Source organism: Nonomuraea sp. NPDC051191 (assembly GCF_044455665.1).
Taxonomy (GTDB): Bacteria; Actinomycetota; Actinomycetes; order Streptosporangiales; family Streptosporangiaceae; genus Nonomuraea.
This window is the reverse complement of sequence record NZ_JBITEZ010000015.1, coordinates 206,932-222,626: the sequence shown is the minus strand read 5'-3', so window position 1 is coordinate 222,626 and position 15,695 is coordinate 206,932. Positions and strand designations below refer to the sequence as shown.

Below are 15,695 nucleotides of genomic sequence, written 5' to 3'. Positions count from 1 at the left end.
AGTCGGTATAACTCAACCCTTTGGAGTTCGTATGAGTGAGAGCTTGATCCTCCCGGTGCTGCCGCTCGACGACGAGGTCGTCCTGCCGGGCATGGTGGTTCCGCTGGACCTGTCCGACTCCGAGGTGCGTGCTGCGATCGACGCGGCCCGCGCGTCCGGTGGTAACAAGCCGCGGGTCCTCCTCGTTCCCCGGATCGACGGCCGTTACGGCGCCGTCGGCGTCCAGGCCGTGGTCGAGCAGGTCGGGAGGCTGCCCGGCGGTGAGCCCGCCGCCGTGGTCCGCGGTGTCGACCGCGTCCGCGTGGGCACCGGCACCACCGGCCCCGGCGCCGCACTCTGGGTCGAGGCGGACACGGTCGACACGGTTCCGGCCGGCGAGCGCGCCCAGGAGCTGGCCAAGGAGTACAAGGCCCTGGCCACCACCATCCTGCAGAAGCGCGGCGCCTGGCAGGTCGTCGACCAGGTCAACCAGATCGACGACCCCTCCGTGCTGGCCGACAGCTCCGGCTACACCCCGTGGCTGACCACCGCCCAGAAGGTCGAGCTGCTGGAGGCCGCCGACCCGGCCGACCGCCTGGCCAGGCTGATCGAGTGGTCCCGCGAGCACCTCGCCGAGCTCGACGTCGCCGAGACGATCCGCAAGGACGTCCAGGAGGGCATGGAGAAGCAGCAGCGCGAGTTCCTGCTGCGCCAGCAGCTCGCCGCCGTCCGCAAGGAGCTGAAGGAGCTCAACGGCGACACGGCCGAGAGCGAGGAAGAGGACTACCGGGCCCGCGTCGAGGCCGCCGACCTGCCGGAGAAGGTGCGCGAGGCCGCGCTCAAGGAGGTCGACAAGCTGGAGCGGACCTCCGACCAGTCGCCGGAGGGCGGCTGGATCCGCACCTGGCTCGACACGGTGCTCGACATCCCGTGGAACGAGCGTACCGAGGACAACTACGACATCGCGGGCGCGCGGGCCGTGCTCGACGCCGACCACACGGGCCTCGACGACGTCAAGGACCGCATCATCGAGCACCTGGCCGTGCGCAAGCGCCGCCAGGACAAGGGCGTCGGCGTGGTGGGCGGCCGGCGCAGCGGCGCCGTCCTGGCCCTCGCCGGCCCTCCCGGGGTCGGCAAGACGTCGCTGGGCGAGTCGGTGGCCCGCGCCATGGGCCGCAAGTTCGTCCGGGTCGCCCTCGGCGGCGTGCGCGACGAGGCCGAGATCCGCGGACACCGGCGCACCTACGTCGGCGCCCTGCCGGGCCGCGTCGTCCGGGCCATCCGCGAGGCCGGCTCGATGAACCCGGTCGTCCTGCTCGACGAGGTCGACAAGGTCGGCGCCGACTACCGCGGCGACCCCACGGCGGCGCTGCTGGAGGTGCTCGACCCGGCCCAGAACCATACCTTCCGCGACCACTACCTGGAGGTCGAGCTCGACCTGTCCGACGTGCTGTTCCTGGCCACGGCCAACGTGCTGGAGGCCATCCCCGGCCCGCTCCTCGACCGCATGGAGGTCGTCACCCTCGACGGCTACACCGAGGACGAGAAGGTCTCGATCGCCCGCGACCACCTGCTGCCCCGGCAGCTGGAGCTCGCCGGGCTGACCCCCGAGGAGGTCAAGGTCGACGACGCCGCGCTGCGGCGGCTGGCCGGGGAGTACACCCGCGAGGCCGGGGTCCGCTCGCTGGAGCGGGCGGTCGCCCGGATCCTGCGCAAGGTGGCGGCCAAGGACGAGCTGCCCGTCACGGTCGGCGCCGACGACCTGGTCGGCTACATCGGCCGGCCGCGGTTCGTGCCGGAGTCGTCGCTGCCCGAGTCCACCCAGCGCACCTCGGTGCCGGGCGTGGCCACGGGCCTGGCGGTGACCGGGGCCGGCGGCGACGTGCTCTACGTGGAGGCGTCGTTGGCCGACCCGGAGACCGGCGAGACCGGCCTGACCCTGACCGGCCAGCTCGGCGACGTGATGAAGGAGTCGGCCCGGATCGCGCTGTCCTACCTGCGCTCGCACGGCGCGGAGCTGGAGCTGCCGGTCACCGCGCTGAAGGACCGGTCGGTGCACGTGCACTTCCCGGCGGGCGCCGTCCCCAAGGACGGTCCCTCGGCGGGCGTGACGCTGACGACCGCGCTGGCCTCGCTGCTGTCCGGCCGCCAGGTCCGCTCCGACGTGGCCATGACCGGTGAGATCTCGCTGACCGGGCGGGTCCTGCCGATCGGCGGCGTCAAGCAGAAGCTGCTGGCCGCCCACCGGGCGGGCATCACCACGGTGCTCATCCCGGCACGCAACGAGCCCGACCTGGACGACGTGCCCGAGGAGGTCCGCAACGAGCTGACCATCCACGCGGTCAGCGACGTGCGCGAGGTGCTCGACATCGCGCTCACCCCGGCCGAGGTCGCCACCACGGTCGCGGCCTGACCCGGCCCGCTCCCTCCGACACCGCCCCGCCGCACCCGGTTCCTTCCGGGGGCGGCGGGGCGGCCCCATGTGTGGCCGGAAGAGGGCCTCAGTCCGCGACCAGCAGCGTCTCCAGCTCCTCCAGCAGCGCCACGACCCGGGCGGCCCGCTCGGGGTCGTCGCCCACCGCCGCCCGCACCGCCTCCGCCACCGGCCTGGCCGCCCGGCGGTGGACCGCGTTCAGCGCCGGCTCCGTGACCGTGACCTGGGTGCGCCGCCCGTCGTCCGGGTCGGGCGCGGTCCGGACGAGGCCCCGCTCGCGCATCCTGGCCACCGACGCCGACACGTGGCTCTGGACGAAGCCCGTCCTGGCCTGGATCTCGCCGACGGTGCTGCCCGGGTGGCGCAGCGCGTCCTCGAAGACGGCCTCCTCGCCGGGGGTGAGGGGCGGGCCCTTGGTCTCGCCGGCCGCCGTCTTCGACAGCTCCACGAGCCGCCGTCCGAGCCTTCGCATCCGCGCCACGTTCATGGTCGTCGATTGTATCGCTGGAGATGTATCGTCAGCGATATGAATGGGGTGGCGAAGACGGCGGTGGGCGCGGCGTGGTTGCGGGCGCGCGAGAGCGAGCGGCCCGACCGGCTGTTCGACGACCCGTACGCGGCGGCCTTCGTGGCGGCGGCCGAGACCGAGCGGGCGGATGCGGGGCGGGGGAGCGGGGCGGCTGGGCTCTTCGGTGACCACCTGGTGTTCAGGACCAGGTTCTTCGACGACTATCTGAGCGAGTCCGGCTGCGGCCAGGTCGTGCTGGTGGCCGCCGGGCTCGACAGCCGCGCCTACCGCCTCGACTGGCCGCCCGGCGTGCGGCTGTTCGAGCTCGACCTGCCCGAACTGCTGGCGTTCAAGGACGGCGTGCTGCGCGGGCTGGGCGCGACGGCGCGGTGCGAGCGCGTCCCGGTGCCGGTCGACCTGCGCGAGGACTGGCCGGGAAGCCTGCGCGCGGCCGGGTTCGACCCGGCGCGGCCGACGGCCTGGCTGGCCGAGGGCCTGCTGATCTACCTGAGCCCGGCCGAGGCCGCACGGCTGCTCGACGGCATCGGCGCGCTGTCGGCGGCGTGCAGCGGGCTGGCCTTCGAGCACGACCCGGCCGCGTCCGCCGCGCTGGCCGAACGGGCGCGGACGATGCCCGAGCTGCGCCGGATCGCCACGCTGTGGAAGGGCGGCCTGGGCGAGGACGCCGTCGCGCGGCTGAATGCCCGCGGCTGGCGGGCGCGTATCGTCGACGCGTCCGCCCTGGCCGCCCGCTACGGCCGCCGCGCCCCGGGCGGCGCCTTCCTCACCGCCACCCGCAGTGACGCAGATCACCACAATTCCCCGGAATAGGAGTATGTAAAAGCGGTGTTAGCAACGGCGTGAACGAGGCATACGCGAACGACCACCGCGCCCACCGGGACGCCATGTGTTGTCGCCTGCGTATGGGGCGAATGCCGGCCCGTTAGAGACCAGATCCCGCCCGTTCTCCTCGAAGGTCACCATGATCCACACCTTTTGCTTCGTGCTGCGCAGGCTGAGTCACCTGCCGTTCCCTCCGGGCAGCCACTAGATCCCACCGTTTCGACGGTGATGTTCGTGTCAGGAAGCGGCCCGTCGCCGGCCGCTCTCAGTCGTGGGGAATTTTTCGTGATCCAGGCTTCCGGCCTGCGCAAGCAGTACGGCCAGACCGTCGCGCTCGACGGCGTCGACCTGCATGTGCGCGAGGGCGAGATCTACGGCGTGCTCGGTCAGAGCGGCGCCGGCAAGAGCACGCTGCTGCGCTGCGTCAACCTGCTCGAACGCCCCACCGCGGGCACGGTCACCGTCGCCGGGCAGGACCTGACCGCGCTGCCCGGCCGCGAGCTCAACCGCGCCAGGCAGCGCATCGGCATGATCCACCAGCATTTCGCGCTGCTGTCCTCGCGCACGGTGGCCGGCAACGTCGCCTTCCCGCTGGAGGTCATGGGCGTGCCCAGGGCCGAACGGCAGCGGCGCGTGGCCGAGCTGCTCGAACTCGTCGGCCTCCAGGGACGCGGCGGCGACCGCCCCCACCAGCTCTCCGGCGGCCAGAAGCAGCGCGTCGGCATCGCCAGGGCGCTGGCGGGCAACCCGTCGGTGCTGCTGTCGGACGAGGCCACCTCCGCGCTCGACCCGGCCACCACCCAGTCCATCCTCGCCCTGCTCAAGCGGCTCAACGCCGAGCTGGGCCTGACGATCCTGCTCATCACCCACGAGATGAACGTGGTCAAGAGCGTCTGCGACTCGGTCGCCATCATGTCCGGCGGACGCGTCGAGGAGTCGGGTGCGATCGCCGACCTCATCAGGACCCCCGGATCCCGTCTGACCAGGGAGATCTTCCCGCTGCCCGAGCCCGCCCCGGCCGGCGCGGTCACGCTCACCTTCACCGGCGACCCGGGCCGCCCGCTGGTCTCGGAGATGGTGCGCAAGTTCGACGTGGACGTCAACATCCTCGGCGGCTCGATCGAGGACCTGGCCGGCGGCTCGGTCGGGCGCCTGCGGGTGTCGCTGACCGGCGCGGAGTCGTCCTCGGCGCTGTCGTTCCTGCGGGCTTCCGAGCTGATCGTCGAAGTCGCGGGGGAGGCCGCATGACCTGGGAAGAGATCGTTCCGCTGCTGTGGCCGGCCACCTGGGAGACCGCCCAGATGGTGGGGTGGGCCACGCTGTTCACCGTGCTGTTCGGGCTGCCGCTCGGCGTGGCGCTGGTGGCCTTCGACCGGGACGGGCTGCGTCCGCTGCCCGCGTTGAAGTCCGCGCTGGGGATCGTCGTCAACGTCGGGCGGTCGCTGCCGTTCATCGTGCTGATGATCGCGATCATCCCGTTCACCCGGTTCGTCATCGGCACCACGATCGGCACCGCGGCCGTGGTGGTGCCGCTGACCGTGGGGGCCGTGCCGTTCTTCGCCCGGCTGGTCGAGACGGCGTTGCGCGAGGTCGGCACCGACGTCGTGCAGGCGGCGCAGGCCATGGGCGCGAGCCGGACCGCCGTCGTGCGCAAGGTCCTGCTGCCCGAGGCGCTGCCGGGCCTGGTGTCGGGGCTGACCGTCACGATCGTCGCGCTCATCGGGTACTCGGCCATGGCCGGCACCGTCGGCGGCGGCGGGCTCGGGGACCTGGCCGTGCGCTACGGCTACCAGCGGTTCGAGACGCTCGTGATGATCGTGACCGTCGTCCTGCTCATCGTCATCGTGCAAGTTCTGCAGAGTCTGGGCGACTGGGTCGCTCGGCGCATTTCACATAAGTAAGGAAAAAACATGAAGATCCGTTCGATCTTGGGTGCTGCCGCGCTGTCCCTGTTGCTCGCCGCATGCGGTACGTCGCAGTCCGCGACCAGCACCCCCGCCGCCGAGTCGGCCGACACGGTGCTGAAGGTGGGCGCGAGCCCCGTCCCGCACGGCGAGATCCTGAAGTTCGTCAAGGACAACCTGGCCCCGGCCGCCGGGCTGAAGCTGGAGATCGTCGAGTTCACCGACTACGTCCAGCCGAACGTGCAGCTCGACGAGGGCCAGCTGAACGCCAACTTCTTCCAGCACAAGCCCTACCTGGACGACTTCAACGCCTCCAAGGGCACCAAGCTGAGCTTCGTCACCCCGGTGCACCTGGAGCCGCTCGGCCTGTACTCCAAGAAGATCACCTCGCTGTCGGCGCTGGCCGACGGGGCCACCGTGGCCGTCCCCAACGACGCCACCAACCTCGGCCGCTCGCTCAAGCTGCTCGCCGACAACGGCCTGGTCAAGCTCAAGGACGGCGCGGGCACCGCGGCCACCGAGCGCGACGTCACGGACAACCCGAAGAAGCTGCAGTTCAAGCCCCTTGAGGCGGCCCAGCTCCCGCGCGCGCTGGACGACGTGGACGCCGCGGTGATCAACGGCAACTACGCCATCGAGGCCGGGCTCAAGCCGGCGAGCCAGGCGCTCGTGCTGGAGAAGACCGAGGGCAACCCGTACGTCAACGGGCTGGTCGTGCAGGCCGGCCACGAGAAGGACGCCGGCATCGTCACCCTCGGCAAGCTGCTGCAGCACCCGAAGGTCAAGGACTTCATCAAGCAGAAGTACGAGGGCTCGGTGATCCCCGCCGAGTGACCTCCGGCGTCGATCGGCGCCGAAGCCGCGGCCCTCCACCGGGGAGCCGCGGCTTCGGCGCGCCCTAGCGCCGCCGCCGACGGACCGAATACTGTTCTAATATGTACCCGGGAGCCATCGCAGCCGTCACCCCCGACAAGCCCGCTGTGATCATGGCGGGCTCCGGGCAGGTCCTCACCTACCGCGAGCTCGAAGAGGAGTCCAACCGCCTGGCCCACGCCTTCCGCGAGGCCGGGCTCAAGCCCGGCGACCACGTCGCCTTCATGCTCGCCAACCACCCGCTCTTCCTGGCCGTCGCCTGGGCCGCGTACCGCGCGGGCCTGTACTACACGCCGATCAGCTCCCGCCTGCGGACCGACGAACTCGCCTACATCGTGGACAACTGCGGCGCCCGGGTCTTCATCTCCAGCGCGGACCTGGCCGAGGTGGCCACCTCGATCACCGCCGCCACGCCGGGCGTGGAGCTGCGGCTCATGCTCGACGGCGTAGCCGAGGGTTTCGTCTCCTACGAGGAGACCGTGGCCGGCCGCCCGGTCACCCCGATCGCCGACGAGTGCCAGGGCGCCGACATGCTCTACTCCTCCGGCACGACCGGCCGTCCGAAGGGCGTCAAGGTGGCCGCCTCGCTGGCCCCGCTGACCGAGTCGAACACGCTGGTCCGGCTCATCCAGGGGCTGTTCGCGCCGTCGGCGGACAGCGTCTACCTCTCGCCCGCGCCGTTGTACCACGCCGCGCCGCTGCGCTACTGCCTGTCCTTCCAGCGGCTCGGCGCCACGGTGGTGGTGATGGAGCGCTTCGACCCCGAGGAGTACCTGCGGCTGGTCGAGCGGTACGGGGTGACGCACTCGCAGCTCGTGCCGACGATGTTCATCAAGATGCTCAAGCTGCCCGAAGAAACCCGGAAGAAGTACGACCTGTCGTCGCTGGTCTGTGCCATCCACGCCGCCGCGCCGTGTCCCGTGCCGGTCAAGGAACAGATGATCGACTGGTGGGGCCCGGTGATCCACGAGTACTACGCGGGCACCGAGGGCAACGGCTTCCTCTACGTCGGCTCCCAGGACTGGCTGGCGCACAGGGGCACGGTCGGCCGCTCGCTGCTCGGCGTCGTGCACATCTGCGACGAGGAGGGCGAGGACCTGCCGCCCGGCGAGCACGGCACGGTCTACTTCGAGAACGGCGCCCGCTTCGAGTACCACGGCGACCCCGACAAGACCCGCTCGGCGCAGGACCCGAAGGGCCGCGGCTGGACCACCCTCGGCGACATCGGCTACCTCGACGCCGACGGCTTCCTGTACCTCACGGACCGCCGCTCGTACATGATCATCTCCGGTGGGGTGAACATATACCCGCAGGAGGCCGAGAACGTGCTCGCGGTCCATCCCAAGGTGGCCGACGTGGCCGTGTTCGGCGTACCGGACGAGGAGATGGGGGAGCAGGTCAAGGCCGTGGTCCAGCCGATGACGGCGGCCGAGGCGGGACCGGCGCTGGAGGCGGAGCTGATCGCGTACTGCCGGGACCGCCTGGCGCACTACAAGTGCCCGAAGTCGGTCGACTTCCGCGACGAGCTCCCACGCCACCCGACCGGCAAACTCTACAAGCGCCTCCTGAGGGACGAATACTGGCCCGCCCGCACCTGACCACCCCCTGCGACGGGCCGATACGCACGTATTTCACCTTTTTTTGCCCGTTCTCGGCGCGGCGGCATGGCCTGCGAGCAGCGCAGATAAGGCGTGAGTGAGTCGTCTCACAGAGTTCCGATCAACGCCTTAACCAGCTCTTACGCCGTCCTTGGCACCCTTGAGCCATAGGGACTTGAGGGAGATGACAGATGGACGCGAACGAGCCTCGCGAGCAGGGCACCGGTGGTTGGAGCCAGTTCGGCGCCACGCCACCGGCCGCCGGGGGCTTCCCCCGGCGGGACACGATCGTCATGGAGCAGCCGCCTCCTCCTCCGCCGTCCGCCCTGGTCAAGGCGCGCTTCAGCGCCGGGCAGAAGGCCGTCGCGGGCCTGGCGCTGGCCGCGATGGCCATCGGCGGCGGGGTCGTGGGAGCGGCCGTCGCCACCGCCTTCCAGCCGCAGCCGCAGCAGGTGGTCAGCGCGCCCAGCCCGGTGCTGCGGTCGGCCTCCAACCAGCTCTCCACCGCTGAGGTGGCCGAGCGGGTGCAGCCGTCGGTGGTCATGATCCAGGGGCAGACGGGCGAGGGTTCGGGGGTCGTGCTCTCCGAGGACGGCCTCATCCTCACCAACAACCACGTGGTCGTCGGCGCCTCGCAGGGCGGGGGGCAGATGACGGTCAAGTTCAGCGACGGCAGGACGGCCAAGGCCAGCGTCGTGGGCACCGACCCGGCCACCGACCTCGCGGTCATCAAGGCCCAGGACGTCTCGGGGCTGACCAAGGTCACGCTGGGCGACAGCGACCAGCTCAAGGTCGGCGACGACGTGCTGGCCATCGGCAGCCCGCTCGGCCTGGACGGATCGGTCACCAGGGGCATCATCAGCGCCCTGAACCGTACCCTCAACCTGGGCGGCGAGCAGCGCCAGCAGCTTCCGCCCGGTTTCGGCGGCGAGCAGCAGCAGAGCCAGGCGCCGAGCGCCACCATCGGCGACGTCATCCAGACCGACGCCGCCATCAACCCCGGCAACTCCGGCGGCGCGCTGGTGAACGCGGCCGGCGCCCTCGTCGGCATCAACACCGCCATCGCCTCCGACGCGGCCGGCGGCGGCGTCGGCTTCGCGATCCCGGTCAACACCGCCAAGCAGGTGGCCGAGCAGCTCATCAAGAGCGGCAAGGTCAGCCACGCCTTCCTCGGCGTGAGCGTCACCGACGCCACCGGCGACGTGCCCGGCGCGCTTATCCGTCAGGTGACCGCGGAAAGCCCGGCGGCCAAGGCCGGACTGAAGGAGGGGGACCTGATCACCAAGATTGGGGACACACCTGTTGACTCAGGCGATACCGTTGTTGGACAGGTCAGAGGTTTCAAACCGGGCCAACAGGTCAAGATCACATATATGAGGGGCGGACAGTCCGGCGAGGTCACCGTCACCCTCCAAGAGAAGAAGTAAACACCAGGACCCCCTCCCGGAGACGGGTGTGCCGTTGAGATCGCTGCGGACTCGGCGGCACACCCCCCCATCAGGCGAAACGGCGGCCCTCGTCACGGCGGTAGGCCCACGTGGCGGCGGCCGCCGCGAGCACCGTCCAGACGCCCAGCATGATGAGCGCGATCCCGTCCGGCCGCGCCCCCGCGATGGCCGCCCAGATCAGCTCGGCCGCGCCCCTGGACGGCACGTACGGCGAGATGGTCTCCACGATGTCCGGCAGGATCTGCGGCGGCAGGATCAGCCCGCCCACGATCGCCACGGGGAAGAAGACGATCTGGGCCACCGCGAGCGCCGCCTTCGACGGCAGCGTCAGGCCGAGGAACAGCCCGATCAGCATGAACGGCACCCCCGCGCCGACCAGCGCCGCCAGCCCCAGGGCCAGCCGCACCGGCGTGATGACCGCCTCCGTCAGCAGCGCCGCCACCACCAGCACCGGGACCACCGACAGCAGCATGAGGACCACCGTCGACAACATCCGCCCGGCCAGGCGCGGGAACGGCCCGGCGGGCAGCGTGCGCGTGTAGGGGTCCCACGGCTGCTCGCGGTCCTGGGAGACCGAGGCGCTGAGCCCGATCACCGCCGAGGACATGGCGCCGAAGAACATCAGCGCCCCCGTCGCCGTCGTCGCCGCCGCCGGGTCACCGCCCGCGAACGGCACCACGAACGCCAGCATCGAGATGGCCGGGAACATGGAGCTGGCCAGGATTCCGATGGGCACCCTGAACTGCTCGACGAGCTGCAGCCGGGTGTGGGCCGCGATCAGGCTAGACATTCGCGTCCTCCTTGGAAGCGGTCGAGGTGTCCGAGGTGGCGGTGATGGTGAGGAAGGCCTCCTCCAGCGTGGTCGGCCTGACCTCCAGCCCCGAGAACGGCGTGCCGCTGCGCACCAGCTCGACCACCAGCCGGTCGGGATCAGTGGTCAGCAGGCTGATCCGGCCGTCCCGGCGTTCGGTGCTGAGCACGCCGGGCAGCTCGGGCAGGTCCTCGGCGTCGAGCGAGACGCGCCGCACCCCCACCATGTCGCGCACGGCCCGCACGGTGTCGTCGGCCAGCACCCGCCCCTGGCCGACCACGACCACGCGCTGGGCCAGCGCCTCGATCTCCTCCAGGTAGTGGCTGGTCAGGACGACCGTGCCGCCTTCGGCGTGGAAGGCCTGGATGCCGTCCCAGAGCGTGCGCCTGGCCTCGACGTCGAGGCCGGTCGTCGGCTCGTCCAGGAACACCAGGCGCGGCCGGCCGGCGAAGGCCAGCGCCACGGCCAGACGCCGCTTCTGCCCGCCGGACAGCCCGCCCACCTGGCGCTTGACCAGGTCGCTCAGGCCGAAGCGGTCGAGCAGCTCGTCCTTGCCGAGCGCGTCGGGGAAGTGGGCGCGCACGAAGTCGGTGATCTCGCCGACCCGCAGCGACTCCGGCAGGCCGGTCTCCTGCGGGGTCACGCCGATGCCGCGGCGCGTCACGGGGTCCTGGGGCGAGCCGCCGAACAGCTCGACCGTGCCGGAGGTCGGGCGGCGCAGCCCGACGAACAGGTTGATCAGGGTGGACTTGCCCGCCCCGTTCGGGCCGAGCAGGCCGACCAGCTCGCCCGCCCGGATGTCGAGTGAGACGCGGTCGAGCGCGAGCACGTCCCCGTAGCGGCGGGTGACCTCCACCGTTCTGGCGAGGGCCGTCATGGGGTTCCTCCAGCGTTGTCGAGCAAGGCGCGGATCGCCTTGGTGTAGTCCTCGAAGGCCAGCCGTCCGCGCTGGGTGAGCGCGACGTACGTGACGGGGGTGCGGCCCTTGTGGGTCTTGGTGATGCGGACGTAACCGGCGTCCTCCAGCTTGGTCAGATGCACCGAGAGGTTGCCGGCCGTCATCCCGAGCAGGTCCTTCAGCGAGGGGAAGGCGATCTCGTCGCGCCCGCCGAGGGTGTTGAGCGTGGCGACCACCCGCAGCCTGGCCTGCGCGTGGATGACCGGGTCGAGCTCGGGGACGGCCCCGCCATGGCTCACGTCCGCCGCCGCAGCACGATCCCGGTCACGATGTAGCCGCCGCCGGTCAGCACGGCCGTCAGCAGCGCGTGCCAGCCGGCCCCGAGCATGACGCCCACCCCGTTGACGACCGCCGTCCACACGCCGACGAAGAACATCGGCCAGTACGTCCAGATCGCGCCGCCGGCCATGTAGAGCAGGGCGACGAGCATCATGAAGCCGCCGCCCCACAGCAGGCCGCTCTCGGTGGCGGAGAGCTGGGGGCTCAGGCGTACGGCGAGCACCGTCATGGAGATCATGCCGGCCACCCAGGCGTAGCCGTACATCATGCCCTTGGCCGAGGTCTCGCCGCGGACCTGCGCCCCCATCTTCACCATGCCGAAGACGGCGATCGCCCCGGCCAGCGACATGCCCGCGAACAGCACCGTGAGCGCCAGCGGGCGGGAGATCGGCGCGTAGGGCACGCCGTCGAGGCCGTAGTGCAGGAACAGCGCCGTGAAGCCGAGCAGCCAGGCCACGCCCCAGGGCACGTAGAGCAGCACGGGGTCGCCGTGCAGGCGCCTGACCGTGGCGGTCCGCTGCTGCTCGATCAGCCGCAGCGTCTCCTCCGGAGTACGCGCGTGATCGTCGTCCACCATGCCTGCCCCTCTTGTCCCGCAAACAGGTTTGTATCTTAAACCTGATGACGGCGCAAACTCTACAGCAGGGCGGGCGGGACGGCTACCGCCTGGTCAGGGCCTCGGACTCCCACAGGTCGCGGTAATAGCCGGGCACGGCCACCAGCTCGTCGTGCCGCCCGCGCTGGACGACGCGGCCCTCGTCGAGCACCACGACCTCGTCGACCGACTCCAGGCCCTTGAGCCGGTGGGTCACCAGCACGGTGGTGCGGTCACGGATGACGTCCAGCAGGTCGGCCATCAGGCGGTCGGCGGTCTCCTCGTCGAGCGCCTCGGCGGGCTCGTCCAGCAGCAGGACGGGCGGGTCGTACAGCAGCGCCCTGGCCAGGGCCAGGCGCTGGAGCTGGCCGCCGGAGACGGTCCTGCCGTCCTCGCCGAGCTCGGCGTCCCAGCCGGTGCGCTCGACCCACGGGCCGAGCCTGGCCTCCCGTACGGCCGCCGTCAGCCGCTCGTCATCGGCGTCCGGCCCGGCCAGGCGCAGGTTGTCGCGCAGCGTGGTGCGGAAGATGTACGGGTCCTGGGTGAGCCCGGTCATCAGCGTGCGGACGTCGTCGCCGGACAGGTCGCGCAGGTCGGCCCCGTTGACGCGGACGCTTCCCGACTCGGGCTCGACCAGGCGCATCAGCGCGGCCAGCAACGTGCTCTTGCCCGCGCCGCTCGGGCCCACGATCGCCACCCGGCGGCCCGGCGTGAGGCGCAGGGAGACGCCGTCGAGGGCCGGCCTGGCGGCGCCGGGGTGGCGTACGACGAGGCCCTCGACCTCGACCGTCAGGGGAGCGGACGGCACGGGCGCGGGCGCGGCGGGCTCGGTGACGGCCGGGGCGGCGGCGCGGACCTCGCGCAGCCGCCGGATCGCGGCGGTGATCCCGGCCATGCGCTCACCCGCCGCGGCCAGCGGCAGCACCGGCTCGAACGACACCAGCGCGGTCAGCGCGAGCACCGCCGTGGCGACCGAGCCGGCGCCCGCGCCCTGGGCGAGCAGCACGATGGCCGCCACCGTCAGGCCCTGGGCCAGCGTGCCGACCGCCAGGGCGGCGGCGTGCACGCGCGACTGGCGGCGCTCCAGCGCGGCCAGCGACTCGTCGGCGGCCAGCGCGCCGGACAGTGCCCGCTCGCCCGCGCCGTAGGCGGCCAGGTCGGCCGAGCCGTGCACGAGGTCGGCCACGCGGGCCGCGAGCGCGGCCCTGGCCGGGGCGATCCGTGCCGACCAGCGGCGCGCGGCGGCGGCGGTCGCGGCGGGCAGCAGCACGCCCGCCACCACCAGCCCGGCCACCAGCACCAGCGCGGTCACCGGCAGCACGAACAGCCCGATGACGACCGCGGCCAGGCCGGTCAGGAGAGCGGCGGCGGCCGGGAGCAGCGCGCGGACCAGCAGGTCCTGGACGGCCTCGGTGTCGTCCACCATGCGGCTGAGCAGGTCGGCGCCGCCGTGGCGGGGGCGCTGGGGCGGGACGAGCGCCTCGTAGAGCCGCTCGCGGGTGCCGGCCTGGGCGCGCAGGGCCACGTCGTGGCCGGTGAGCCGTTCGGCGTAGCGGAAGACGCCCTTGCCTGTCGCGAACGCCCTGGTAGCTACGATGGCCACGCTCAACGCGGCCAGGGACGGCTGCTGCGCGGCCCGGGTGATCAGCCAGGCGGCGGCCGCGATCAGCCCCAGCCCGGCCAGATCGGCGGCCGCCCCGGCCAGCACGGCCCAGGCCAGCCGGGTGCCCATGCGCCGGTTCATCGCGCGCTCCCCTCGGGAAGGGAGGCCACGCCCTGCGGCTCCCTGTGATCGTCGCCTCCTGGGCGGGCCGGACGGTCGCGGGTGGTGTCGGAGACGACGCGGCCCTCGTGCACCCGGACGATCCGGTCGGCCAGGTCGATCATCGCGGGCCGGTGCGCGACGATGACGGCGGTCCGCCCCAGCGCCAGTTCGACCGTGGCGGCCACGACGGCGGCCTCGCTGCGGCCGTCGAGGCGGGCGGTGGGCTCGTCGAGCAGCAGCGCCGTGGCGCCGGGGCGGCAGAAGCCCCGGGCCAGCGCCACGCGCTGCCGCTGGCCCGCCGACAGGTTCGCGCCGCGCTCGCCGACCACGGTGTCGAACCCCTCGGGCAGCCCGTCCACGAAGTCGGCGTGCGCGGCGGCCGCGGCCCGGCGGACCTCCTCCAGGGTGGCGCCGGGCGCGCCGAGCCGGATGTTGTCGGCCACTGAGGTGGTGAACAGGTGGGGGCGCTGCGGCACGTACGCCAGGGCCGCCCGCCAGCTGTCCAGGTCCAGCTCGGTCAGGTCGGCGCCGTCGACCAGGACGCGCCCCTCGGACGGGCGCAGGAAGCCGAGGACCAGGTGCAGCAGCGTGCTCTTGCCGCCGCCGCTCTCGCCGACCAGCGCCACCCGCTCGCCGGGCGCGATGGTGAGCGTCACGTTCTCCAGGGCGGCCTCGTCGCGGCCGGGGTAACGGACGGTCACGTTCTCCAGGCGGATCTCCGGCGCGCCGTGCCCGGCGTACGGGCGGGTCGCGCCCGGCGGGTCGCCGGCGGCGTCGTCCAGGACGGCGAAGGCGGCGTCGGCGGCGGCCACCCCCTCCATGGAGGCGTGGAACCGGGTCCCCATGGCCCGCAGCGGCAGGTACGCCTCGGGAGCCAGCAGCAGCACCAGCAGCGCCGTCGTCAGGTCCAGCGACCCGCCGAGCAGCCGCAGCCCGATCGGCACCGCCACCAGCGCCAGCGACAACGACGCGCACAGCTCCAGCACCAGCGACGACAGGAACGCCACCCGCAACGTGCGCATGGTCGCGCTCCGGTGGGCGTCGGCGACCTGCCGGATGACCGTCGCCTGGTAGCGGGCCCGCCCGAAGGCGCGCAGCGTGGGCAGCCCGCGCACGACGTCGAGGAAGTGCCCGCCGAGCCGCGACAGGGCGTGGAACTGCCGCTCGGTGACGGCCTTGGTCGTCATGCCGACCAGCGCGCCGAAGACGGGGATCAGCGGCAGCGTGATCAGGACGATCACCGCGCTGCCCAGGTCGGCGGCGAACAGCCGGACCAGCACGGCCACCGGCACCACGGCCGCCACCGCGATCGAGGGCAGGTAGCCGGTCAGGTAGGCGTCGAGGCCGTCCAGGCCCCGGCCGGTCAGCGTGACCAGCTCGCCCGACCGGTGACCGGTCAGCCTGGACGGGCCCAGCTCGCCCAGGCGGGCCAGCAGCCGGTGGCGCAACGCGGACTTCACCCCCGTCGCCGTGCGCCCGGCGAAGACGCCCTGCGTCCAGGCCAGCAGCGCCCGTACGCCCACGACGGCGGCCAGCGCGCCCAGCGCGGCGGCGGTGAACCGGCCGGACAGCACCCCGGCCAGCAACTCGGCCTGCGCGAGCACGAGCAGCCCGGCCAGCACGGCCGCGACCATGGTGACGGTCAGATGGCGGCGCACCGAGCGCTCGGCCCGCATGAGCCGCAGAAGATCCTTATGCAC

14 protein-coding genes are annotated in these 15,695 nt (G+C 72.3%); 7 read left to right on the top strand and 7 right to left on the bottom strand.

The annotated features are described in order from the left end of the window. The first annotated feature begins 31 nt into the window (after window positions 1–31). The gene (gene lon, locus ACIA8R_RS38680; RefSeq protein ID WP_357695792.1) at window positions 32–2,392 is read left to right on the top strand and encodes an endopeptidase La; all 2,361 of its coding nucleotides are present in this window, start codon (window positions 32–34) and stop codon (window positions 2,390–2,392) included. Between the two features lie 88 nt (window positions 2,393–2,480). On the opposite strand, the gene ACIA8R_RS38675 is transcribed toward lon, so the two are convergent. Then, complete coding sequence (locus ACIA8R_RS38675; protein WP_364094569.1) at window positions 2,481–2,900, bottom strand: helix-turn-helix domain-containing protein; 420 nt, start codon at window positions 2,898–2,900, stop codon at window positions 2,481–2,483. Between the two features lie 39 nt (window positions 2,901–2,939). Between ACIA8R_RS38675 and ACIA8R_RS38670 the strand changes: the two genes are divergently transcribed. The 6 genes from ACIA8R_RS38670 to ACIA8R_RS38645 all read left to right on the top strand — a co-directional run bounded on the left by ACIA8R_RS38670 (window position 2,940) and on the right by ACIA8R_RS38645 (window position 9,566). After that, complete coding sequence (locus ACIA8R_RS38670; protein ID WP_397042505.1) at window positions 2,940–3,752, top strand: SAM-dependent methyltransferase; 813 nt, start codon at window positions 2,940–2,942, stop codon at window positions 3,750–3,752. A 297-nt stretch (window positions 3,753–4,049) separates the two neighbouring features. Continuing rightward, window positions 4,050–5,012: a methionine ABC transporter ATP-binding protein gene (locus ACIA8R_RS38665; protein ID WP_397042504.1), complete on the top strand. Its 963-nt coding sequence runs from the start codon at window positions 4,050–4,052 to the stop codon at window positions 5,010–5,012. After that, a complete protein-coding gene (locus tag ACIA8R_RS38660) occupies window positions 5,009–5,665 on the top strand; it encodes a methionine ABC transporter permease (protein ID WP_397042503.1) in 657 nt (218 codons plus the stop codon). The genes ACIA8R_RS38665 and ACIA8R_RS38660 overlap by 4 nt, the downstream gene beginning before the upstream one ends. A gap of 9 nt (window positions 5,666–5,674) precedes the next feature. Beyond that, a complete protein-coding gene (locus tag ACIA8R_RS38655) occupies window positions 5,675–6,502 on the top strand; it encodes a MetQ/NlpA family ABC transporter substrate-binding protein (RefSeq protein ID WP_397042502.1) in 828 nt (275 codons plus the stop codon). Between the two features lie 101 nt (window positions 6,503–6,603). After that, on the top strand, window positions 6,604–8,139 hold the full coding sequence (locus ACIA8R_RS38650; protein ID WP_397042501.1) for an AMP-binding protein: 1,536 nt from the start codon (window positions 6,604–6,606) through the stop codon (window positions 8,137–8,139). A gap of 191 nt (window positions 8,140–8,330) precedes the next feature. After that, window positions 8,331–9,566, top strand: a complete 1,236-nt coding sequence (locus ACIA8R_RS38645) for a trypsin-like peptidase domain-containing protein (RefSeq protein WP_364094555.1) — start codon at window positions 8,331–8,333, stop codon at window positions 9,564–9,566. Between the two features lie 70 nt (window positions 9,567–9,636). Here the strand turns inward: ACIA8R_RS38645 and ACIA8R_RS38640 are convergent, their stop codons facing one another. From ACIA8R_RS38640 to cydD, 6 genes are all read right to left on the bottom strand, one after another. Further along, the gene (locus ACIA8R_RS38640; RefSeq protein WP_357695808.1) at window positions 9,637–10,377 is read right to left on the bottom strand and encodes an ABC transporter permease; all 741 of its coding nucleotides are present in this window, start codon (window positions 10,375–10,377) and stop codon (window positions 9,637–9,639) included. Then, window positions 10,370–11,275, bottom strand: coding sequence for an ABC transporter ATP-binding protein (locus ACIA8R_RS38635; protein WP_364094552.1), 906 nt, complete (start codon window positions 11,273–11,275; stop codon window positions 10,370–10,372). The genes ACIA8R_RS38640 and ACIA8R_RS38635 overlap by 8 nt, the downstream gene beginning before the upstream one ends. Then, on the bottom strand, window positions 11,272–11,595 hold the full coding sequence (locus ACIA8R_RS38630) for a transcriptional regulator (RefSeq protein WP_357695812.1): 324 nt from the start codon (window positions 11,593–11,595) through the stop codon (window positions 11,272–11,274). Before ACIA8R_RS38630 ends, ACIA8R_RS38635 begins: the two co-directional genes overlap by 4 nt. Further along, window positions 11,592–12,212 (bottom strand): hypothetical protein, encoded by a 621-nt coding sequence (locus ACIA8R_RS38625; RefSeq protein WP_357695814.1) that lies wholly within the window; start codon window positions 12,210–12,212, stop codon window positions 11,592–11,594. Before ACIA8R_RS38625 ends, ACIA8R_RS38630 begins: the two co-directional genes overlap by 4 nt. Before the next feature lie 82 nt (window positions 12,213–12,294). Beyond that, window positions 12,295–13,974: a thiol reductant ABC exporter subunit CydC gene (gene cydC / locus ACIA8R_RS38620; protein WP_397042500.1), complete on the bottom strand. Its 1,680-nt coding sequence runs from the start codon at window positions 13,972–13,974 to the stop codon at window positions 12,295–12,297. Continuing rightward, window positions 13,971–15,695 carry a thiol reductant ABC exporter subunit CydD gene (gene cydD / locus ACIA8R_RS38615; protein ID WP_397042499.1) on the bottom strand — a complete coding sequence of 575 codons (1,725 nt, stop codon included), beginning with the start codon at window positions 15,693–15,695 and terminating at the stop codon, window positions 13,971–13,973. Before cydD ends, cydC begins: the two co-directional genes overlap by 4 nt.

Bases quoted from the DNA above. Each gene is read 5' to 3' on its own strand.
- ACIA8R_RS38655 (WP_397042502.1), top strand. From the start codon at position 5,675: ATGAAGATCCGTTCGATCTTGGGTGCTGCCGCGCTGTCCCTGTTGCTC.
- ACIA8R_RS38660 (WP_397042503.1), top strand. From the start codon at position 5,009: ATGACCTGGGAAGAGATCGTTCCGCTGCTGTGGCCGGCCACCTGGGAG.
- cydC (WP_397042500.1), bottom strand. From the start codon at position 13,974: ATGAACCGGCGCATGGGCACCCGGCTGGCCTGGGCCGTGCTGGCCGGG.
- ACIA8R_RS38635 (WP_364094552.1), bottom strand. From the start codon at position 11,275: ATGACGGCCCTCGCCAGAACGGTGGAGGTCACCCGCCGCTACGGGGAC.
- ACIA8R_RS38625 (WP_357695814.1), bottom strand. From the start codon at position 12,212: ATGGTGGACGACGATCACGCGCGTACTCCGGAGGAGACGCTGCGGCTG.
- ACIA8R_RS38670 (WP_397042505.1), top strand. From the start codon at position 2,940: ATGAATGGGGTGGCGAAGACGGCGGTGGGCGCGGCGTGGTTGCGGGCG.
- ACIA8R_RS38640 (WP_357695808.1), bottom strand. From the start codon at position 10,377: ATGTCTAGCCTGATCGCGGCCCACACCCGGCTGCAGCTCGTCGAGCAG.
- ACIA8R_RS38645 (WP_364094555.1), top strand. From the start codon at position 8,331: ATGGACGCGAACGAGCCTCGCGAGCAGGGCACCGGTGGTTGGAGCCAG.
- ACIA8R_RS38675 (WP_364094569.1), bottom strand. From the start codon at position 2,900: ATGAACGTGGCGCGGATGCGAAGGCTCGGACGGCGGCTCGTGGAGCTG.
- lon (WP_357695792.1), top strand. From the start codon at position 32: ATGAGTGAGAGCTTGATCCTCCCGGTGCTGCCGCTCGACGACGAGGTC.
- ACIA8R_RS38650 (WP_397042501.1), top strand. From the start codon at position 6,604: ATGTACCCGGGAGCCATCGCAGCCGTCACCCCCGACAAGCCCGCTGTG.